At 49.4% G+C, this 18,072-nt stretch carries 12 protein-coding genes and 2 pseudogenes; 7 read left to right on the top strand and 7 right to left on the bottom strand.

Going from position 1 to position 18,072, the window contains the following annotated elements; genetic code table 11:
- Positions 1–27: 27 nt before the first annotated feature.
- From GO755_RS28395 to GO755_RS28385, 3 genes are all read left to right on the top strand, one after another.
- Positions 28–2,526 (top strand): glycosyl hydrolase 115 family protein, encoded by a 2,499-nt coding sequence (locus GO755_RS28395; protein WP_157588695.1) that lies wholly within the window; start codon positions 28–30, stop codon positions 2,524–2,526.
- 92 nt (positions 2,527–2,618) lie between these two features.
- A complete protein-coding gene (locus GO755_RS28390; RefSeq protein ID WP_157588694.1) occupies positions 2,619–4,547 on the top strand; it encodes a sialate O-acetylesterase in 1,929 nt (642 codons plus the stop codon).
- Positions 4,548–4,570: 23 nt separating this feature from the next.
- On the top strand, positions 4,571–6,118 hold the full coding sequence (locus GO755_RS28385) for a glucuronyl esterase domain-containing protein (protein ID WP_157588693.1): 1,548 nt from the start codon (positions 4,571–4,573) through the stop codon (positions 6,116–6,118).
- A 283-nt stretch (positions 6,119–6,401) separates the two neighbouring features.
- On the opposite strand, the pseudogene tnpA reads toward GO755_RS28385, so the two are convergent.
- Positions 6,402–6,668, bottom strand: a pseudogene (tnpA, locus tag GO755_RS28380) (IS200/IS605 family transposase); the annotation flags it as partial.
- Between the two features lie 73 nt (positions 6,669–6,741).
- On the opposite strand from tnpA, the pseudogene GO755_RS41605 reads away from it, so the two are divergent.
- The 4 genes and pseudogenes from GO755_RS41605 to GO755_RS42220 all read left to right on the top strand — a co-directional run.
- Positions 6,742–7,049, top strand: a pseudogene (locus GO755_RS41605) (transposase); the annotation flags it as partial.
- Positions 7,050–7,285: 236 nt separating this feature from the next.
- Complete coding sequence (locus tag GO755_RS28370; RefSeq protein ID WP_157588691.1) at positions 7,286–8,293, top strand: IS110 family RNA-guided transposase; 1,008 nt, start codon at positions 7,286–7,288, stop codon at positions 8,291–8,293.
- Between the two features lie 89 nt (positions 8,294–8,382).
- Positions 8,383–9,027 (top strand): DDE-type integrase/transposase/recombinase, encoded by a 645-nt coding sequence (locus GO755_RS28365; protein WP_157588690.1) that lies wholly within the window; start codon positions 8,383–8,385, stop codon positions 9,025–9,027.
- Positions 8,969–9,139, top strand: coding sequence for an integrase core domain-containing protein (locus tag GO755_RS42220; RefSeq protein ID WP_394351049.1), 171 nt, complete (start codon positions 8,969–8,971; stop codon positions 9,137–9,139). The genes GO755_RS28365 and GO755_RS42220 overlap by 59 nt, the downstream gene beginning before the upstream one ends.
- Positions 9,140–9,436: 297 nt before the next feature.
- Here the strand turns inward: GO755_RS42220 and GO755_RS28355 are convergent, their stop codons facing one another.
- From GO755_RS28355 to GO755_RS28330, 6 genes are all read right to left on the bottom strand, one after another.
- Positions 9,437–11,443, bottom strand: a complete 2,007-nt coding sequence (locus tag GO755_RS28355; protein WP_157588689.1) for a family 20 glycosylhydrolase — start codon at positions 11,441–11,443, stop codon at positions 9,437–9,439.
- Complete coding sequence (locus GO755_RS28350; protein WP_157588688.1) at positions 11,440–13,005, bottom strand: sialate O-acetylesterase; 1,566 nt, start codon at positions 13,003–13,005, stop codon at positions 11,440–11,442. The genes GO755_RS28355 and GO755_RS28350 overlap by 4 nt, the downstream gene beginning before the upstream one ends.
- Positions 12,980–14,248, bottom strand: coding sequence for an MFS transporter (locus GO755_RS28345; protein ID WP_157588687.1), 1,269 nt, complete (start codon positions 14,246–14,248; stop codon positions 12,980–12,982). The genes GO755_RS28350 and GO755_RS28345 overlap by 26 nt, the downstream gene beginning before the upstream one ends.
- 104 nt (positions 14,249–14,352) lie before the next feature.
- Positions 14,353–15,519, bottom strand: coding sequence for a Kelch repeat-containing protein (locus GO755_RS28340; RefSeq protein WP_227687118.1), 1,167 nt, complete (start codon positions 15,517–15,519; stop codon positions 14,353–14,355).
- Positions 15,476–16,423, bottom strand: coding sequence for a dihydrodipicolinate synthase family protein (locus GO755_RS28335; protein ID WP_157588686.1), 948 nt, complete (start codon positions 16,421–16,423; stop codon positions 15,476–15,478). Before GO755_RS28335 ends, GO755_RS28340 begins: the two co-directional genes overlap by 44 nt.
- Before the next feature lie 123 nt (positions 16,424–16,546).
- The gene (locus GO755_RS28330; RefSeq protein WP_157588685.1) at positions 16,547–18,070 is read right to left on the bottom strand and encodes a RagB/SusD family nutrient uptake outer membrane protein; all 1,524 of its coding nucleotides are present in this window, start codon (positions 18,068–18,070) and stop codon (positions 16,547–16,549) included.
- Between the last annotated feature and the right edge of the window lie 2 nt (positions 18,071–18,072).

The raw sequence follows: 18,072 nt of genomic DNA, 5'->3' as shown, positions 1-18,072 counted from the left end.
CTTTCGATACTTAATGTCGATAGCAAAATGAAAGCAACCCTACTTGTAAGTCTGTTCATCCTTCTTTCATCCTCAGGCTGGGCTCAGCGTATCCTGGTAGACAAATCCGCTTTCGCAGTTACGAAAGCGGTGATTTATATTGATAGTCATGAACCCGAACTGGTAAAAACAGCCGCAACACTACTGCAACAGGACATTGAGCAAGTAACCGGCAAAAAGATTCCTATTGTTACGGCTATCAGTAGCAACTATAAAAACGTCATTGCCATTGGGACGTTACAACAGTCATCTTTCATAAAACAACTGGCTTCGCAAAGGAAGATCAATACGAGTGCAATTGATAAAAAATGGGAAGCCTCGTTAGTACAAACCATTACGAATCCGGCTCCGGGTATAACTCATACGCTACTCATTGCCGGGAATGACCGACGGGGTGCCGCTTATGGCGTATTCGAGTTGTCCAAACAAATGGGGATATCGCCCTGGCACTGGTGGGCCGACGTACCCGTAGTGCACCAGAAAGAGCTTTTCATTAACGAAAAGATTAACCTGACCGATGCACCGAACGTAAAATACAGAGGTCTTTTTATCAACGATGAAGCCCCGGCACTTTCGGGCTGGACGAAAGAAAAATTTGGCGGCTTTAACCACCTATTCTACGAGAAGTTTTTTGAACTGGTTCTCCGGTTGAAAGGCAACTATATATGGCCTGCCATGTGGGGCAATGCTTTTTACGCCGATGACTCTCTGAACATCAAAGCCGCTGATAAATATGGCATTGTCATTGGCACATCGCACCACGAGCCTCTAATGCGGGCGCACGACGAATGGCGTAGAGTAGGCGGAGGCCCCTGGAATTATGAAACAAACAAAGAAAAACTACAACAGTTCTGGCGTGATGGTATTAAGCGAGCCACGAACGAAAAAATTGTGAGTGTTGGCATGCGGGGCGATGGCGACGCACCGATGTCCAGAGAAACGGCTACCGCATTGCTGGAACAAATTGTAACCGATCAGCGCGCCATTATCAATGAGGTAACTGGCAAACCAGCAACAGAAACTCCGCAACTATGGGCGCTCTACAAAGAGGTTCAGGATTATTACGACAAGGGGATGCGGGTGCCCGATGATGTAACGCTGCTACTTTCCGACGATAACTGGGGGAACCTGCGTAAACTTCCCAGGCTAGATGAAAAACCGCGTAAAGGGGGCTATGGCATCTACTATCATTTCGATTACGTCGGCGGACCGCGTAACTATAAATGGCTAAATACCAATCCACTTCCGCGTATCTGGGAACAAATGCACTTAGCCTGGGAATACAACGTGCGCGACATCTGGATTGTCAACGTTGGCGACATTAAACCCATGGAATTTCCGATTTCTTTCTTTCTGGACTATGCCTGGAATCCCAAAAAAATTGACGCAGACCAACTGACTGCTTATACAGAACATTGGGCCGCCGATCAATTCGGGAAATCGCATGCCAACGACATTGCCAGGTTGCTGGCGAACTATGGAAAGTACAATGCCCGACGAAAACCAGAACTGCTCGATGCAAATACCTATAGTTTAGCTTCTGGCGAATGGAAAACAGTAGTCGACGCGTATAAAGAACTTCTGATTAAAGCGGAAAGCATAAACAATGAATTAACCGAAATGTATAAAGACGCTTATTTTCAACTGGTTCTGCACCCGATTAAAGCCTGTTCGAACCTGAATGAGATGTACTATACCGTAGCGTTGAATAAACAGGCTTATGTGAATAAGTGGAAAGAAACCAACCAGTATGCCGATAAAGTAAATGAACTGTACGTCAAGGATTCATTAATTACCTTGGCATATCATCGCCTGAATAAGGGCAAATGGAATCACCTGATGAGTCAGACCCACATTGGCTATACGTACTGGCAGCAGCCCAACCAGCAAAAAATACCAACAGTTCAGTATCTCTCACCAGATTCGGCTGTAGGGTCAAGACCTAAAACGACTCCCGTTCAGCCTGCCAAACATGGAATTTCCATCGATGCTGACCACTATACCAAAGCCGTAACTACTGGTGGGATTAGCTGGAAAGTCTTGCCAGATCATGGCCGAACGGGGTCGGCTATTACACCCTTCCCGGTAACAGCCAGCGAGCAAAAGCCAGGTGGGAATGCGCCCCACCTGGAGTACGAGATCGTCACGGATAAAGCAGGGGAATGCTCGATCAACGCTTACTTCTCCCCTACGTTAAATCTTTTCCGGGACGAAAACGGTCTGCAATACGCCATGTCGGTGGATGATGAAATCCCACAACTCCTTAGCCTGAATAAAGAAGATAAAACCAGCGACAAAGGCATCTGGAATAAATGGGTGTCGGAGAATATCATCATTAAATCCACGACGCACAAAATTGCCACAGCCGGAAAACACACGGTAAAATTCTGGATGGTAAACCCCGGCGTTGTTCTCCAAAAATTGGTCCTTGATTTCGGTGGTCTTGAACAAAGTTATCTCGGTCCGGAAGAGACGGTTAAACAATAACTACCTTTTTCGACAGGATTAACAAGATTGGCAGAATTTTAAACGACATAATCAATCTTGTTAATCCTGTCGAAAAAATACCTTAACACCTAATGAAACGTTTTGCCTTACTCTGTTTTCTTTTCATTGCCCATACAGCAGTCCACGCCCAGCTCCGGTTGCCTAAGCTGATCAGCGATGGAATGGTGCTGCAACGAGATGTTCCGCTCAATATTTGGGGATGGGCTACTCCCGGCGAGCCAATTACGGTGCGGTTTAAAAACAAAAACTACAAAACGGTAACCAACACTACCAGACAGTGGTTAGTGAAGCTGCCCTCTATGTCGGCAGGAGGCCCATTCACGATGGAGATAGTCGGCAAGTCACGGCTTCTGCTCAACGATATTTTATTGGGTGACGTCTGGTTTTGTAGTGGGCAAAGCAACATGGTGCATCAGATGAATATCCACGACGTTACGTATGCCAACGAAATTGCAGAAGCCAATTACCCACAAATTCGGCAGTTCTGGATACCGACCTTAACGAACCTTCAAGCTCCCCAGGCCGATCTGCCAAATGGTCAGTGGAAATCAGCCGTGGGCGAGGATGTACGCCCTTTTTCTGCTGTTGCTTACTTCTTCGCCAAAAAACTCTACGAACGCTATAAGATACCCATAGGTATCATCAACGCCAGTGTAGGAGGCACGCCCATTGAGGCCTGGACTAGTGAAGAAAGCCTGGCCGAATTTTCGACACTGAAGGCGACTATTGAAAAGAATAAAGACACGACCTATATCAATAGCCTGAGCCGCCGACAACAAACGAATACGAATAGACCCGTTCCGCCCGTCGATTTAGGTTTATCGGGAAGTACAAAATGGTACGATGCTGCATACATACCCAAAGGCTGGCATCCAATTAACGTTCCGGGCTATTGGGAAGATCAGGGTATCCGGGATTTGAATGGGGTTGTTTGGTACCGAAAAGAAATCGACGTACCCGCTTCGATGGTGGGTAAACCCGCCAAAGTATTTCTGGGACGCATCGTTGACGCTGACGAACTCTACATTAATGGCAAGTCGGTTGGAAAAACTACCTATATGTATCCTCAACGGCGCTATTCAGTGCCAGCCGATGTTCTGAAAGCGGGCAAAAACCTACTGGTCGTGCGGGTAACCAACAACGCTGGTAAAGGCGGCTTCGTACCCGACAAACCTTACTGTCTTTTCGCCGGAGCCGACACTGTTGATCTGAAAGGAACCTGGCACTATAAAGTAGGTACTGCCTATCGGCCTCTCGCAGGAGGGAATTCTGCTGGAGGGATTAATGCTCAGAATCAACCAACGGCCTTATATAATGCGATGGTCGCTCCAGAAATTAACTATGGAATCAAAGGATTTTGTTGGTATCAGGGCGAAAGTAATGCTGGTAAACCTCAGGAATATGCAGCCCTGCTTCCGGCTTTGCTAAAAGACTGGCGACAGAAATGGCGACAAGGAGATCTACCCTTCTTGTATGTACAGCTACCTGGCTTTATGGATTACAATTATAAGCCAACCGAAAGCAGTTGGGCGGTGTTGAGAGAAGCGCAACTTAAGACCCTGGCACTCCCTAACACCGCCATGGCCGTAGCAATTGACCTGGGCGAGTGGAACGATATTCACCCCGATAACAAAAAAGGTGTTGGCGAAAGGCTGGCGCTGGCAGCAATAAAAACTGCTTACAAAGAAGCCATCGTGTATTCAGGTCCGTTAGTTCAATCTGCCACGGTTGAAAAGGATAAAATCGTCGTCAGATTTACCAATACGGGTGGAGGGCTGATAACGAATGATGGCGAGGAACCCAGTGAATTCGCCATTGCCGGTGCTGACAAAAAGTTTGTCTGGGCGAAAGCGAAAATAGAAGACGGAAAGGTAATTGTGTGGAGCGACGAAGTAGCGGCTCCTCAATACGTTCGCTATGCCTGGGCCGACAATCCCGTAAATCCGAATCTCTACAACAAAGAAGGTCTGCCTGCCTCGCCCTTCCGAACTGACCAATAACCTTTCTCTAAACCTCAATTCCTATGCAAAAGTATCTGATACTTATGTTGTCAATGTTCCTTACTAAGGGAGTGGCCCAACAGGCAAGCATCGACAGTAGTAAATATCCCCCCCTTAAAACGCTCACGGCCATTCAGGATCAGGCGAATATGATGCAACAGCTGGGCATCAAAAAACTAAGACCCGGTCCAAGTGGTAACGAGTCAGATCCAAACCATGCTAATTACGACGAGTCGCAGGCTGATCCCTGCCCGCAACTACCCGATGTGCTGACTACGAAGAATGGGAAAAAAGTCACCACACCTGAGCAATGGTGGAAAGTTCGGCGTCCCGAAATCATAGACGATTTTGAACGGGAAATGTATGGCCGCGTGCCTAAGAACGTACCAAAAGTAACCTGGATTACTAAAGTTACGGATAACGAATTCGTAGGCCGAATTCCGGTAGTAGCCAAACAACTGATTGGTCAGGTAGATAATAGCGAATACCCGTTAATCAATGTGAACATCAATATGGTGCTGGTATTACCCCAGAATGTAAAAGGCCCTATTCCGGTCCTGATAATGTTTGGGTTCTTGCCCCCGGCCTTACCGGCTCCCGCCCAGCCTTCGTTAGCTGACATGGAAAAAATCAATACGGCGTTCAAGGAAATGATGATCAAGCAAAATCCGGAGTTGAAAGCCATTTTTGACCGTTATCCAGCTTACGATCCCATTACCCGCCTGCCCGGACCTAACTTTTTTGCGCCGGCCCCCAACGCCGACTCATCCCCAACCGAACAGTTATTGGCAGCTGGCTGGGGCTATTGCACACTCGAAACAAGTAGTATTCAGGCCGACAACGGAGCTGGTCTGACACGGGGTATCATTGGCTTAGTGAACAAAGGCCAGCCCCGCAAGCCTGATGATTGGGGTGCCTTGAGAGCCTGGGCATGGGGAGCCTCACGGGCTTTAGATTATTTGGAAACCGAGCCACAGGTCAACGCTAAGCAGGTAGGCATTGAAGGGGTTTCGCGGTATGGGAAAGCGGCCTTAGTCACAATGGCTTTTGACCAGCGTTTTGGCATGGTTTTAATCGGTTCATCGGGGAAAGGCGGGGTTACGCTACAACGCCGGGTATTTGGCGAAGCTGTTGAAAACCTTGCGGGTAGTGGTGGTTACCACTGGATGGCGGGTAATTACCTGAAATACGCGACTGACGAATCATCATTTGGCCGCAAAACAGGCTGTGATCTTCCGATTGATTCACACGAATTACTGGCACTGTGTGCACCACGACCTACTTTTGTTAGCTACGGAATACCCGAAAAAGGGGATGCCAGATGGCTCGATCAGGCGGGGAGTTATAAGGCTACCGTGGCCGCTGGACCTGTGTTTAAATTGCTGGGAGTACGAGACTTAAGTGTAAATAACGAGTACAATGCCGAGAAAATGCCCCCTGTTCTAACGGGTCTGCTAAACGGGGAACTGGCCTGGCGCCAACATAACGGCGGTCACACAGATGCGCCCAACTTCTCCTATTTTATTCCGTGGGCAAATGAGTTGCTGAAGTATAATCGGACACCGAAATAAATAAAAAACAGACCTCACCTTAAAAACTAGACAGTTTTATTATAAAGAATAGAAAATAAATAGAATGAAAATTCAGATTTGCAGAGTAAAGGGATTAGGTTTCGAAACAGGCATTAAATGATCGTACTTAATACCCAAAGAGTTTTATGAACAGATGTTAGCTTGAATTGTTCTGCTCACCAACTGTCAATGAGTTAACCTCCCCAAAGTTAACTCTTATAAATTAAACAACCACCTGCTTTGCAGGTGGATTTGGTAAAAAGTGGCGGGCATAGCCCGCAGACTACTCATTAGGAGACTCAAACAGGTCGAAACCTTCATTCTGGCTTTCTTCTTTACGATCTTCAGCCTCTTGGTGCTTTACATACCGACGAATATGATCTTCATTGATACCAACCGTGTTCACAAAATAACCCCGTGCCCAGAAATGATTACCCCAGTAGGGCTTCTTCTTGAGTTGAGGATAACTTTTGAAGAGCTTAATGGCCAACTTGCCTTTTAGGGTGCCCATCAACTCAGAGATCGACACCTTAGGGGGAATACTAACCACTGTAAGCTTCCCCTAAAAGTGATCGGTTGAAAAATAGAGACTTCCCCCTAACTTTTCACAAAAGGGAAGAAAAATGAAAGCAAACCGATTCAGTGAAGCCCAAATCGTGGCTATTCTTAAACAACAGCAAAATGGCCAGACCGTTGTACAAATCGCTCGTGAGCATGGCATTCGTGAAGCCACCTTCTACAACTAGAGCCGGGGCGCCGGAGCGACAGAAGTACTGCGGTATGGAAGCCTCCGAGTTGAAACGGCTCAAAGATCTCGAACCGGGCCGCCGGAGCGGACGAGAACCGACGGCTGAAGAAAATGTACCGCACCGGCGGACCGGCTGAACTGAGCCTGGACCATGAAGTTATAAAAGAAGCCCTCAAAAAAAAGTGACGGTCCGCCCTTTAGGTTTGAGGGCTGGTAAGAAACCAAGATTGGGTAGCTTGCCAGTAGTCAACCAGAATGGGGTACACTATCGGTCCGCCAAGGAGTTAGACCTATGCAGCGATTCAGTCCCCACTCTGTTTACATTGCCCAGACTCGGATAGAAATTAGGGTTCTCAGGCCCACAAAAGGGTTCGAGTGTAAGCAAGTTGTTGACTACTCATCCAAAACTAAATAGCATCATGGACTTTTGCTACTTTATTGGCATCGACATCGCGAAAGACACCCTCGATTGGGCCGTATACACTCAACAAGGGGTGCGACTCAGCACCCACACGCCCAACACCTTGGCGGGCATCAAGACTGCTTTCGCCCAGTTTAAAGCACTGCCTGGCTGGAACCCCAAACAGGCCGTTTTTTGCATGGAACATACTGGCATCTACAACGCCCACCTGTTGGACTTACTTGACCAACAAAAACTGGCGATCTGGCTGGAATCATCCTTGCAGATCAAACAGGCTGGTGGGATGCAACGGGGCAAAACCGATAAAATTGATGCTCAGCGGATTGCCCAATACGCCTATCGTTTCCGCGACCAAATGTGCCTCTGGCAGCCGCCACGCGAGATTATTCAGAAACTGGCTTTTCTGAGTGCCACCCGTCAGCGGCTCAACCAAGCCTATAATCTGTTGGCTGTTCCGGTAGCCGAGCAGGAAACGTTCATCGGCAAATCGTTGCAAAAGACACTCAAAGGCAATGTCAAAAAGTCGCTAACGGCTCTCCAAGAAGAACAAAAAGTCGTTGAACAACAGATCAAGGATCTCATTCAGACCGATGCTCGGCTGAAGGAATTGTTTGATCTGATAGTCTCTGTGCCGGGCATTGGGCCTGTGATTGCGACGGAACTGTTAGTAGCCACTAATGAGATGCAGACTATTAGTGATCCTAAAAAGTTGGCTTGCCATGCTGGTGTTGCTCCCTTCGAGTACCGTTCGGGCACGAGTGTTCGTGGTAAAACCAGAGTGAGCCACCAGGCCAGAAAGCGGCTGAAATCCTTGATTCACATGGGCACCATGTCGGCGATCCAGGTCAAAGGCGATCTTCAGGACTACTACCTACGAAAAATAGGTGAGGGCAAGCATACGATGCTGGTGTTGAATGCAGTTCGTAATAAGCTGATTCACCGGGTTTGCGCGGTGGTTCGTCGGGGTGAAAAATATGACAAAAATTATACGATAGCCCTTGCTTAATCCATAGAAATCGCTGTGGTAGGGCCTGCTCAACGTCGTCAGTTGGCCCAGTGGATTGTCAAAGCCAAGGTCTATAGCCAGCAGCGCGCTTGCCGTTTGGCTGGGTTAAGCCGTCGAATGCTTACCTATCCAAGCGCCAGCCGGATAACGAAGTTGAACAGGCCCTTCAAACCATTGCCCGGCGTCATCCAGGATGGGGATTTTGGAAGATTCGTCACCGCTTGCGTCGGCAGGGTCATCCGTACAACCACAAACGGCTTTGGCGCGTTTATCGCCAATTAGGGTTAAACCTGCCCAAACGGAAACGAAGGCGCTTGCCGGATCATGTGCGTAAGCCCTTACCCAAAGCAACGGCTGTAAACCAGGTATGGTCTTTGGATTTTATGGCTGACGCTTTGCGAGATGGCCGTCGATTTCGGACTCTCAATGTCTTGGATGATTATAGTCGAGAGGCATTGGGCGTAGAGGTAGATTATTCACTACCCGCTAAACGGGTTATTCGTTTTCTTGAGCAATTGCTTGAAAGCTATGGAAACCCAGACTGTCTGCGCTGTGATAATGGTCCTGAATTTATCAGTACTGCGCTGACGGAGTGGTGCGAAGCGAAAGAGATCCGTTTGCATTGGATTCAACCGGGCAAACCCACCGCTACGGCGGACCGTTCAGAATGCTTTTATCGAGCGCTTTACTGGAAGTTTTCGTCGGGAGATATTAAATGCGTACCTGTTTCGTAATTTAGCTCAGGTACGGGAGGTAATTGAGGATTGGTTGAAGGTCTATAACACAGAACGGCCTCACCAGGCGCTAGGTTTTATGACACCAGTTGAGTTCAAACAAGCGGGATAGGCTCTAATCAAACCCTGATCACTTAGTAGGGAATAGCACAGGGGAACTACAAACCGCAAAGAAGTGGAAAGGGGAGCTCTTAATTCAGGGTGACCTCTTCGGTTTGCTACGTTAATAAGCAGGCTACCCTTAGGCTTTCAAGATGTAACTTATGTTGATTGGTTCGTTTAAATTAGTTCATTTGTAATCGTTCACAAAAAGGATAGTTTCCATCATTAACTGAACTTATCGTATTCAGAAATCAAAACCGTTCAGAAAAACGTCCGATGTATCCTTGGATAAGACAAATTAAGCACGTTATCTTAATCGCAACCTTTTCATTTTATCTGGAGAATAAATCAATCCATCAACGGCTTCTAGTTGATTGTTTACTGGCTTAACGAAAACGCAGGTGAACATCCATTTTCCTAATCGATACGTATCCGTCCGAAACTCACCGATTGGCAATTTTATCAGCACTTTATTCCAGCCTTTTTTGAGCGAAACTGACTTCGGTTGACGATTTTCGTAGGGTTCGTCTGTATAGGGCTGCTCATTGCCCAACGGATGTAAACCAGCATTCGTCCAAGTCGGTGGTATTAGCTCCTGATCATTGACCCAGATTTTACTTCCTTTGTAATCCCACTGGCCTTGGGGCGGGCTGGCATCTTTCTCCGATCGTCCATAGTTGTGAAAATTAACCCAGGCACCTACTGTCTGGGCTCGGGGCGAAAACACATAGGTATAGGCATAAACGGTGTGATTCGGCTGTGGGTTGGTCAGGTACGCCCGCACGACAGTTGGCCCCCAAACGTGACGCAGATAAATTGTACCCCCCGTTGCCTCTATACCCTGCAAATCAAGGTTCTCCGTCTCGGGAGGAAAAACAGCTTCCAGTTTTCCCTGATTGGCAAACGGCTCACTAATTCGCCAGTTTATAGTACTTTGGCGAACGTAGGGAAACTCCAATGAATTGAAATAGTGCCGTTTATGGGTGAGTAATCGGTCTTCAAATTCGGCAAAATCAGGTTGATTCTGGATGACGGTTCCTGCTTCGGTTTCGGGTAAGCCGCCCCCGCGCCAGGACCGTTCGGCAACGGCCAGCATGATCGGGTAAAACCCGTTCAGCCGTTCGATTTCAGTTTCATTCGGCTGCTTTCGGTCATTCCACACGCAGGCAATAGCCCCCAGGCGTTCCGATGAGCCCCAGGTGGTATCGCAGATCGTGCGCTGATACACACTGATCAAGTCGGCCAGTGTGCTAAAATGATTCAGATATAGATTCCGCGAATCAATCACGTGTTGTCCAGCGGCTGGCTTTACGGTACTCATCCATAGTTGCCGGATCATCTTTTTGTCCAGCCGGGCACCGGGCAGCCAGCCAATCACTTCTTTGCCACAGTCACGCACGACGGTTGCCATTTCGGGGACGAAGAGTGAATCGTTAAACGCCACCTCATCCGTGCCAATGTGAAGATAAGGAACGTCGAAAAGGTCGCATACCTCGCGCAACAACTGCTTTACAAGCGCCTTGCCCTCGCTGGACTGCATGTCATATCCGGTAGCCCGACGAAAAGCGGCACTGTGGCCCGGCATGTCGATTTCGGGGATAAGCAATACGTGGCGCTGTTTACAATAATCGACCAAATCGCGGGCCTGCTGTTTGGTATAGAACTGTCCCGGAAACCGGACCGTTACCGATGAATCGGTTAAACGGGGGACAACGTCACTCTGTAATCGCCAGGCCAGATCTTCGGTCAGGTGCCAGTGAAACGTATTGATTTTATAATGGGAAAGCCGATCAATGTGCCGTTTGAGCGTTTCAATCGAAATAAAACTACGGCCCACATCGTGCATGAACCCCCGAATGGGGAAGGCCGGAAAATCGACAATGGTGCAGCCTGCAATTGACTTACTCTCCACATCTGTTAATTGCTGAAGGGTTCGATAGCCCCAGAAAAGGCCAGTCGTTGTCAGCGCTTTCAGTTCAATTCGAGTAGGTGACACAAGCAACTGATAGCTTTCCTGGTTCTGCCGAAGTGCCGGTAAATCGGTATCCAGTGCAACTGTAATAACAAAGGCGCTCTTCGAGGCCGATTGCGATGTCAGCTGTACGCTCCTACCACCAACCGTTTTTATAAAGTGCTGAATGGAGTCGGCAATAGACTTACTTCCAGACGAGTGGGCCACTACATTAATCATCCCTTTTATCGCTACCGATTTTCCCGTCCAGGCAACTTGCTGAGGAGCGGGAAGCAAAGGCGGATGAGCAGCCCAGCCATCAAGTGTGATGCCAAAAATTAGAAAACAAATGAGTATTCTCATAAAATGGAACAGGTAAATGTAGAGACCGGTAGACCGGCGCTGTTGACGAGATTGGCCGTGGTATACGGTTTCCAGCCATAATAAATATGGGAGTACGATTTCCCTTTGGGAAAGCTAAGAAAGACTTGATTAGCCCGATAGTGCGCTGATACGTCCTGTTGAGGGCCACTAGAATCCCCAACCGAAAAACCGCGAATCGCTTGGGTATCGGCAGTTCGAAGTCCCGCCCCCGTTTGCCGAAAGCGTAATCTGATTCCGTTCCTGACCCGAGAGACGGACACAAGCTCAGGTGTTCCTATAGCCTGCTGACCGTAGGTTTTGATTAACGCTTCCCGGGCCAGTCGTTCCCCGACGACCCGTTTGTGGATAGGGTGAACGTCTGTGGGATTGCCAACATCGCTGGTAATAACCATACCGACGTTGGGCAGCCGCTCAGCTAATCGACGCTGACTATCCCGAAACCACGGCCAGTTCTCGGATTTATAGCCTTTTTCGGTACCTATAGAGGAAAGCTGACAGAAGTAAAACGGCATATCGCCCTGTTGCCACTGCTTCCGCCAATCCTCAACTAAAAGTGGAAACAGGCGCTCATGCTGCTTAGCCCTCGCAAGGCTTAAGGCGTTGCTCTCCCCCTGATACCAGATGATGCCTTTGATTGGGAACCGGAGCAACGGCTCGATGGCAGACTGATACAGGAAACCGGGTTTGAATGGGTGCTCATACCCCAGCGAATCAGCAGGCAACTTATAGCCTGCCTGAATTAGTTTATCCAGATTTTCCTGCCCTCGTTGACTACACCAGGGTTCCAAGGCGGAATTTTGCCACCAATCGCCCTTAATTATCGGTTGGGTTATTGGATCAGCGATGACACTAGCCGGGCGCATCCAGGCTTCCGTTGGCGAGCCGCCAACCGCCAGATTAATCAATCCGATGGGGATATTAAGTGATTGCTGAACCGTCTGGCCAAAGTAGTACCCGATCGCCGAAAACAACCGGACAGCTACTGAATCAGCTTCCTGCCAACTTGCCGATTGATAAAACCCGGTCGGATTCAGGTGCGGCAGGTCGGCCGGTTCATACGCTACGTTATAGGTTGACAGCGCCGGAATTTTATTGAAAAGCCGAAGGCTCCGGTTCTTCGGTTGACGTAACGTTTGAGCCGCAAACTGGTTATTGATTACCGGGAAGGCCATATTCGACTGACCCGCACAAATCCAGACATCGCCAATCAGCAGGTTAGTTAGCTGGAGCATATCCTGATCCGTTCTGATCGTCAGGCGGGTAGGTGTTGCCGATGCAGCACGGGATTGTAAGTGAAGCGACCAACTTGAGTCAGCCTTTACCACTGTCTGCCGTTGTTCATTTTCAAACTGGACTCGCACCGTCTGACCGGGCCTGGCCCATCCCCATATCGGTATGGGTTTATCGCGTTGGATGACCATCCCGCTTTGCCAGACATCCGCCAGACGAAGCTGCCCGTAAGCCGGACAAACTGCTACGCAGAAAATGAGAGCATACGTCAGCCACTTGAATACGTTAACTTTCGCCTGCGACAATATCATTGACGGTCGGTCTTAAAAAATATAACTGCACCAACAACGCCACCAGTACGATACCCGATAGCATGGCGAAATCAGAACCCAGTTGACCCGAATCCATCGATTTTCCCAGCCAGTTAGTCACCAGTGCCCCCGCAAAGACCCCCGTCATGTTCATAATACCGTAGGCCGTTGCGCGATGGCGGGCGGGAACGAACTGGCACAGAATCGGCATATTGTTGGCATCGAACATGCCGTAACCAAACCCAAAACACAGGGCTGCCCCCACTACATGAAAAAGGGAGTCGCCAAAGCCAATGAGCAGTAGCGAGGGGATCGTCAGGGATAAGCCGATAGCGCTAGTATAAATCCGTCCCCGATGATTTGTTTGCACCCACCGATCAGACAAGATGCCGCCAAAAATCACACCTAGAAAGGAAGACATAGCAATCGTGATCGTGGAAAGAGGCCCGGCCGTACCCATATCGATGTTTAGGTTCGTGGCAAAGAGCGTGGGAAGCCAGTTTTTGGTTGCCCAACCGGGTAGACTAGGGATAGCGTAATAGAAGAGAATGATCCAGAACGACGTATTCGCCAGCAGCAAACTCAGGCCTTTCGTCAAGGGTATGCTTTGGGGTTTAAATTTATCCGTAATCAGGGACTGGGCTGACGCGCCCCGGTTGGTTTCCCGCAAGAAAAAGCTGAGCATAACGGCATACAGCAATCCGGCAATTCCAAATCCCTGAAAGGCCGTTGGCCAGGAATATGACTCTGCCACAGTTGCGCCGAATCCCCCTAGCGCCTGGCCCATGTAGAGGCCCGTCATGTGAATACCGATAGCCAGCGACCGGGTTTTGGTCGTGTGAAAATCGGCAATAAGCGCCAGACCCGCCGGAATATAAAGGGCTTCACTGACACCCATAATGGCCCGTAGCCAGTAGAGCTGATCAAAGGTCGTGGCGTATCCCATTGAGAACGTAACCCCCGACCAGACAAATAAACTGCCCACAATCAGCCATTTCCGGTTGAACCGATCGGCAACGATCCCCGATACCGGACTCATGCAGCCATAAATCCAGAGAAAAATAGCCATCAGCCGACCGAAATTAGTGGCCGACTGCAATTCGCTGATATCCAGCTGCATGGATGGTCGCATGGTCGCCAGCATCTGCCGGTCCATATAATTCAGCATGGCTACCACCCATAAGAGGCCCACCACCACCCATGGATACAGCCTCCCCGGTTGACTTACTGCCTTGTCGTTCATTTGCCAGATGTCATAATGGTATTTTTTTGAGAGGATTTACAGGATAAATCAGAAATTTTTCATTCCTCAATCCTGATTTATTCTGTAAATCCTCTCAAAAAAATTTAGTCGATTTTCCAGATAGCAGGCGTTCGGATGCCGGGCGTAATTTCACCGCTGGGTATAATAACGCTATTGCCCCAGCGGACCAGCGGAGTTGTTACGGGCGACGGGAACGGTAATGTGTCCACCACTGACCAGATTTTTGTATCCGTTCGCAACTGCCAGACCGTTTTGATAAAGCCCGGATGATCGATCTGAAGGTTGTTCCGTTCCGTCGTGCGTTTTTCCTTGTCAACGCCTTCGGGCAATACCTTTACCTGATTTGTCAGGGCTTCAATTTGTCGAAGTCGTTTTCCATCGTCACCGCCAAACACAACCAATGACTGTGAACCAAAGGCAATGACCTGATGGGCCGCCAGCGGTTGACGCATATCGGGTAACCGTTTCCACTGTTTCCGATTGATTTGATAGGCGTAGACATCGGAATAAATCGTAGTTACGCCATTTACCGTCTGCCGACCACCCACTACGTATAGCGACTGATCGGTTCCGTCTGACTGCGCTGTCATGGCCGTATACGCTCTTGCCGGACCGGGCAGATCAGCCAGTTTTTGCCAGCCGCGGGTCAGCGCTTTCAGGTCGAGTACGTATAAGCCCGTTTCTGTTCCCCGATCCGATTCACCACCAAACACATATAGGCTATTGCCTGAAATAGCAGCGGCCAGATTCGCCAGAGGCAAGGGAAGTGCAGGAAGCGACTGCTGGTTGAGTGTAGCCGTCAATGGATTCCACTGGAGACTAAACACATCGGCGAATCGTTGCTTTTCGTCATTGCCACCCACGCAAATCAGTTGCTCATTCCAGACCACCGAAGCGCCATATGCCCGTGGCCGATCCAGCTGGTGCGTGGCTTGCCATCGATACCTATTTCCTTCGCGAACTAGCACATAAACGGTCGAATGCCAGACTTTTGTGCCACCCTGCCAGGGAAAGCCATTCGGAAAATTGGCTCCGCCCGCTATGAGTAAGGCGTCATGACTGGCACCGGCAAACGCCCCGGCTACTCCCGGATTTGGCTGACCGGTCAAGGCAGGCAAATCCGGGAGTAGGGTATAACGCAACTGAGCCTGCGCACTGGCTGAAAGTACCGACAGATAAGTCATAAGGAGTCCAATGCCAGTCCGTTTAATCCGCGTTGACAACCGTCGATACGGGCATTTGTGAGGCATAGGCGTAAAAGTCGATGGCGTGTAAATCCTCCAGAAAACGTGGATACTGTACAGCCGACATGTTGGCTATAGGAAGCCGAAAACCACCACAGTCGATGCCCACCGCCCGCATGAAGGCTTTCCCAGTGGCAATACCGCCGTATTTGCCTAAGATACGGACAATGGCGATGGATTTATCCTGCAACTGCCGGGCCTTTTCCAAATCACCTGCGTTGAAGGCAGCCATGAGGTCATAATACAACGGAGCTGCGTAATTGAATGTACTACCCACCGCCCCACGAGCGCCCATTGCCATGGCCGCCAGGTAAATTTCATCCCAACCCCACAGAATATCGTACTTCTGCTTTTCGAATAATACACATTGCCGAAAATCCATCAGGTCATTGTGGGTGTATTTGATGCCGTAAAAGTTGGGCAGTCGCCCGTCGATGCAGGCCAGAAAATCAATCATCGACAGATTGGCTCCCGTCAGAGCGGGAATATGATAGAAATAAAGGCCCAGATCGGGTGCAGCTTCGCCAATCTGAATGCAAAACTGAGCCAGGAGTTCTACATTCGCTGGTTTGAAATAAAACGGAGCCAGTACAGCTACCGCCTGAAAACCAGCACGGGAGGCCTCCTTGGCAAGTAGCTTGCTTTCTTCCAGAGATGTACCGCCAACCAGCATGATTTTAGCCAAGCTGGGTTCATCGACCTGGCCCCAGGCCTGGAGCAGTTCCAGTTTTTCAGGAAAGGAAAGCGATACGCCCTCACCGGTTGAGCCGCCGATAAAAGCGCCTTTGATACCGTTTTGAACGAGAAAATGAGCATACTCAGGAATGGTGGCCAGATTCAGGCTACCATTAGCGTGCATGGGGGTGAACGGAGCGGCCACCAGCCCTTCGGTTTTTGGAATATATGACATAAAAATGGAGGAAGAAGAGTTCCTTCGGACATAATCCGAAGGAACTGCGAACAAACCTAACCTATACTTGATGTGAGTGTATACGGTCTCTACTGGCAAACAACACAAAGACCTTTACTTGATTTAGTACCCAGGCGTCTGAACTAGTTTCGGATCGGTGTTAAGCATGGAAATGGAAATGGGTAGAAGCAGTTTATAAACCTGCGTGGCGGGCAGATAAACAGGGTTTACGGCCGCGAATACATACGCATTCCCTGCCCGGCGCAAGGCCCACCAACGCTTCCCTTCCCCAATAAACTCCCGCAGGTATTCATCCAGAATTGCATTCATGTTGGCTTCCTGACTTCCATTGGTGTATACGGTAAAGCCTGTCCCATAGGCTCGTGCCCGAATGGCATTGATGTCGGCAGATGGATCGTTGCCCAATTTCGTATTCGCTTCGGACAGCAACAGCAACACATCGGCGTAGCGATAAATGGGAAAGTCATTGTCGTAAAGCTGTATACCCGAATCAACCCGGCCAATGAATTTTGTCAGCATGACACCGGCAATGGGAAAGCCCGCGGTATTGCGGTACATCACGCGAAAAGAAGGGCGGATGCGCTGATCTTTGGCGTTACTTAGTTTGGTTAGGGTGGCGCTGGACATGCCCACCCGGCTGGCTCCACTCACGAGGGGATAGGTTGCATTCACCGCTACGGCCGGGCCCGGAACCGGATCGAAAAACAACGTACCAGCCTGCGTTGTGTTCACCAGAAAATTACCATACACGCCCTGGGTCGCTTCATTTTTCTCATAGTTAATGGCAAAAATGATCTCCTTGTTATTACTCTTTTTGGTCGGGTCAAAGATGTCGGCAAACGTACCCTGTAGCCCCAGCGTTGGCAACGCTTTTACCTCGTCCAACGCCGATTTAGCCGTCGTGAAATCGGCGTTTCCACCACCCATGTGCGTACCCGACCAGATAAATACATCGCCTTTCAGGGTCAGCGTAGCCGCCCGACTCCAGTTGACGCGCTTGGTCGCAAACGCATTGTTACCCGCGAAAAGCGTCAGCGACTGCTCCAGATCGCTTTTGATCAGTTTCATCACCTCGTCGGGTGTTGACCGGGCTTTGTACAAATCAGTCAGATTATCCACGGACGTAACGGGGTCTGTGCTGATGGGAACACCTCCCCAGGTTTGCAGGAGTGTATAGTACACGTAAGCCCGCATGCCGTACATTTCGGCGAGGCAGGTTTTCCGTTTGGCTTCGTCGAGGGGTGCCGCCGGAAACAGTTTAATAACCGTATTGATGCGGTCGATCAGGTTGTAGAGCCCCCCCCAGTTGTCGATGGGCACATTCGTGGCACTGATGTTATGCGACCAGTATTGTTTTAGTCCCGTATCCTCCGATTCGGTAAAGAGACCATCCGCCCAGATATCGGAACGCATCTCCCCCAGCGTGAATAACGTACTGTGATACGTTCGGAAGGAAGAATAGACACCCGTATACAGGGTCAGGGCCGCGTTGGCATCCGATAAGACCAGGCTCTGGTTGAGTGAGGTTTGGGGAATGACTTCCCGAAGTTGATCCTGGCAGGAAAACAGGCCGGAACTGGCAACCAGACAGCCGACGAATGCAATCGTTAGTTTGTACGTTTTCATGA

Origin of the sequence: Spirosoma arboris (genome assembly GCF_009754945.1) — a bacterium.
GTDB lineage: Bacteria > Bacteroidota > Bacteroidia > Cytophagales > Spirosomataceae > Spirosoma > Spirosoma arboris.
The sequence above is the reverse complement of the archived record's forward strand: the minus strand, read 5'-3'. Positions and strand labels throughout refer to the sequence as shown.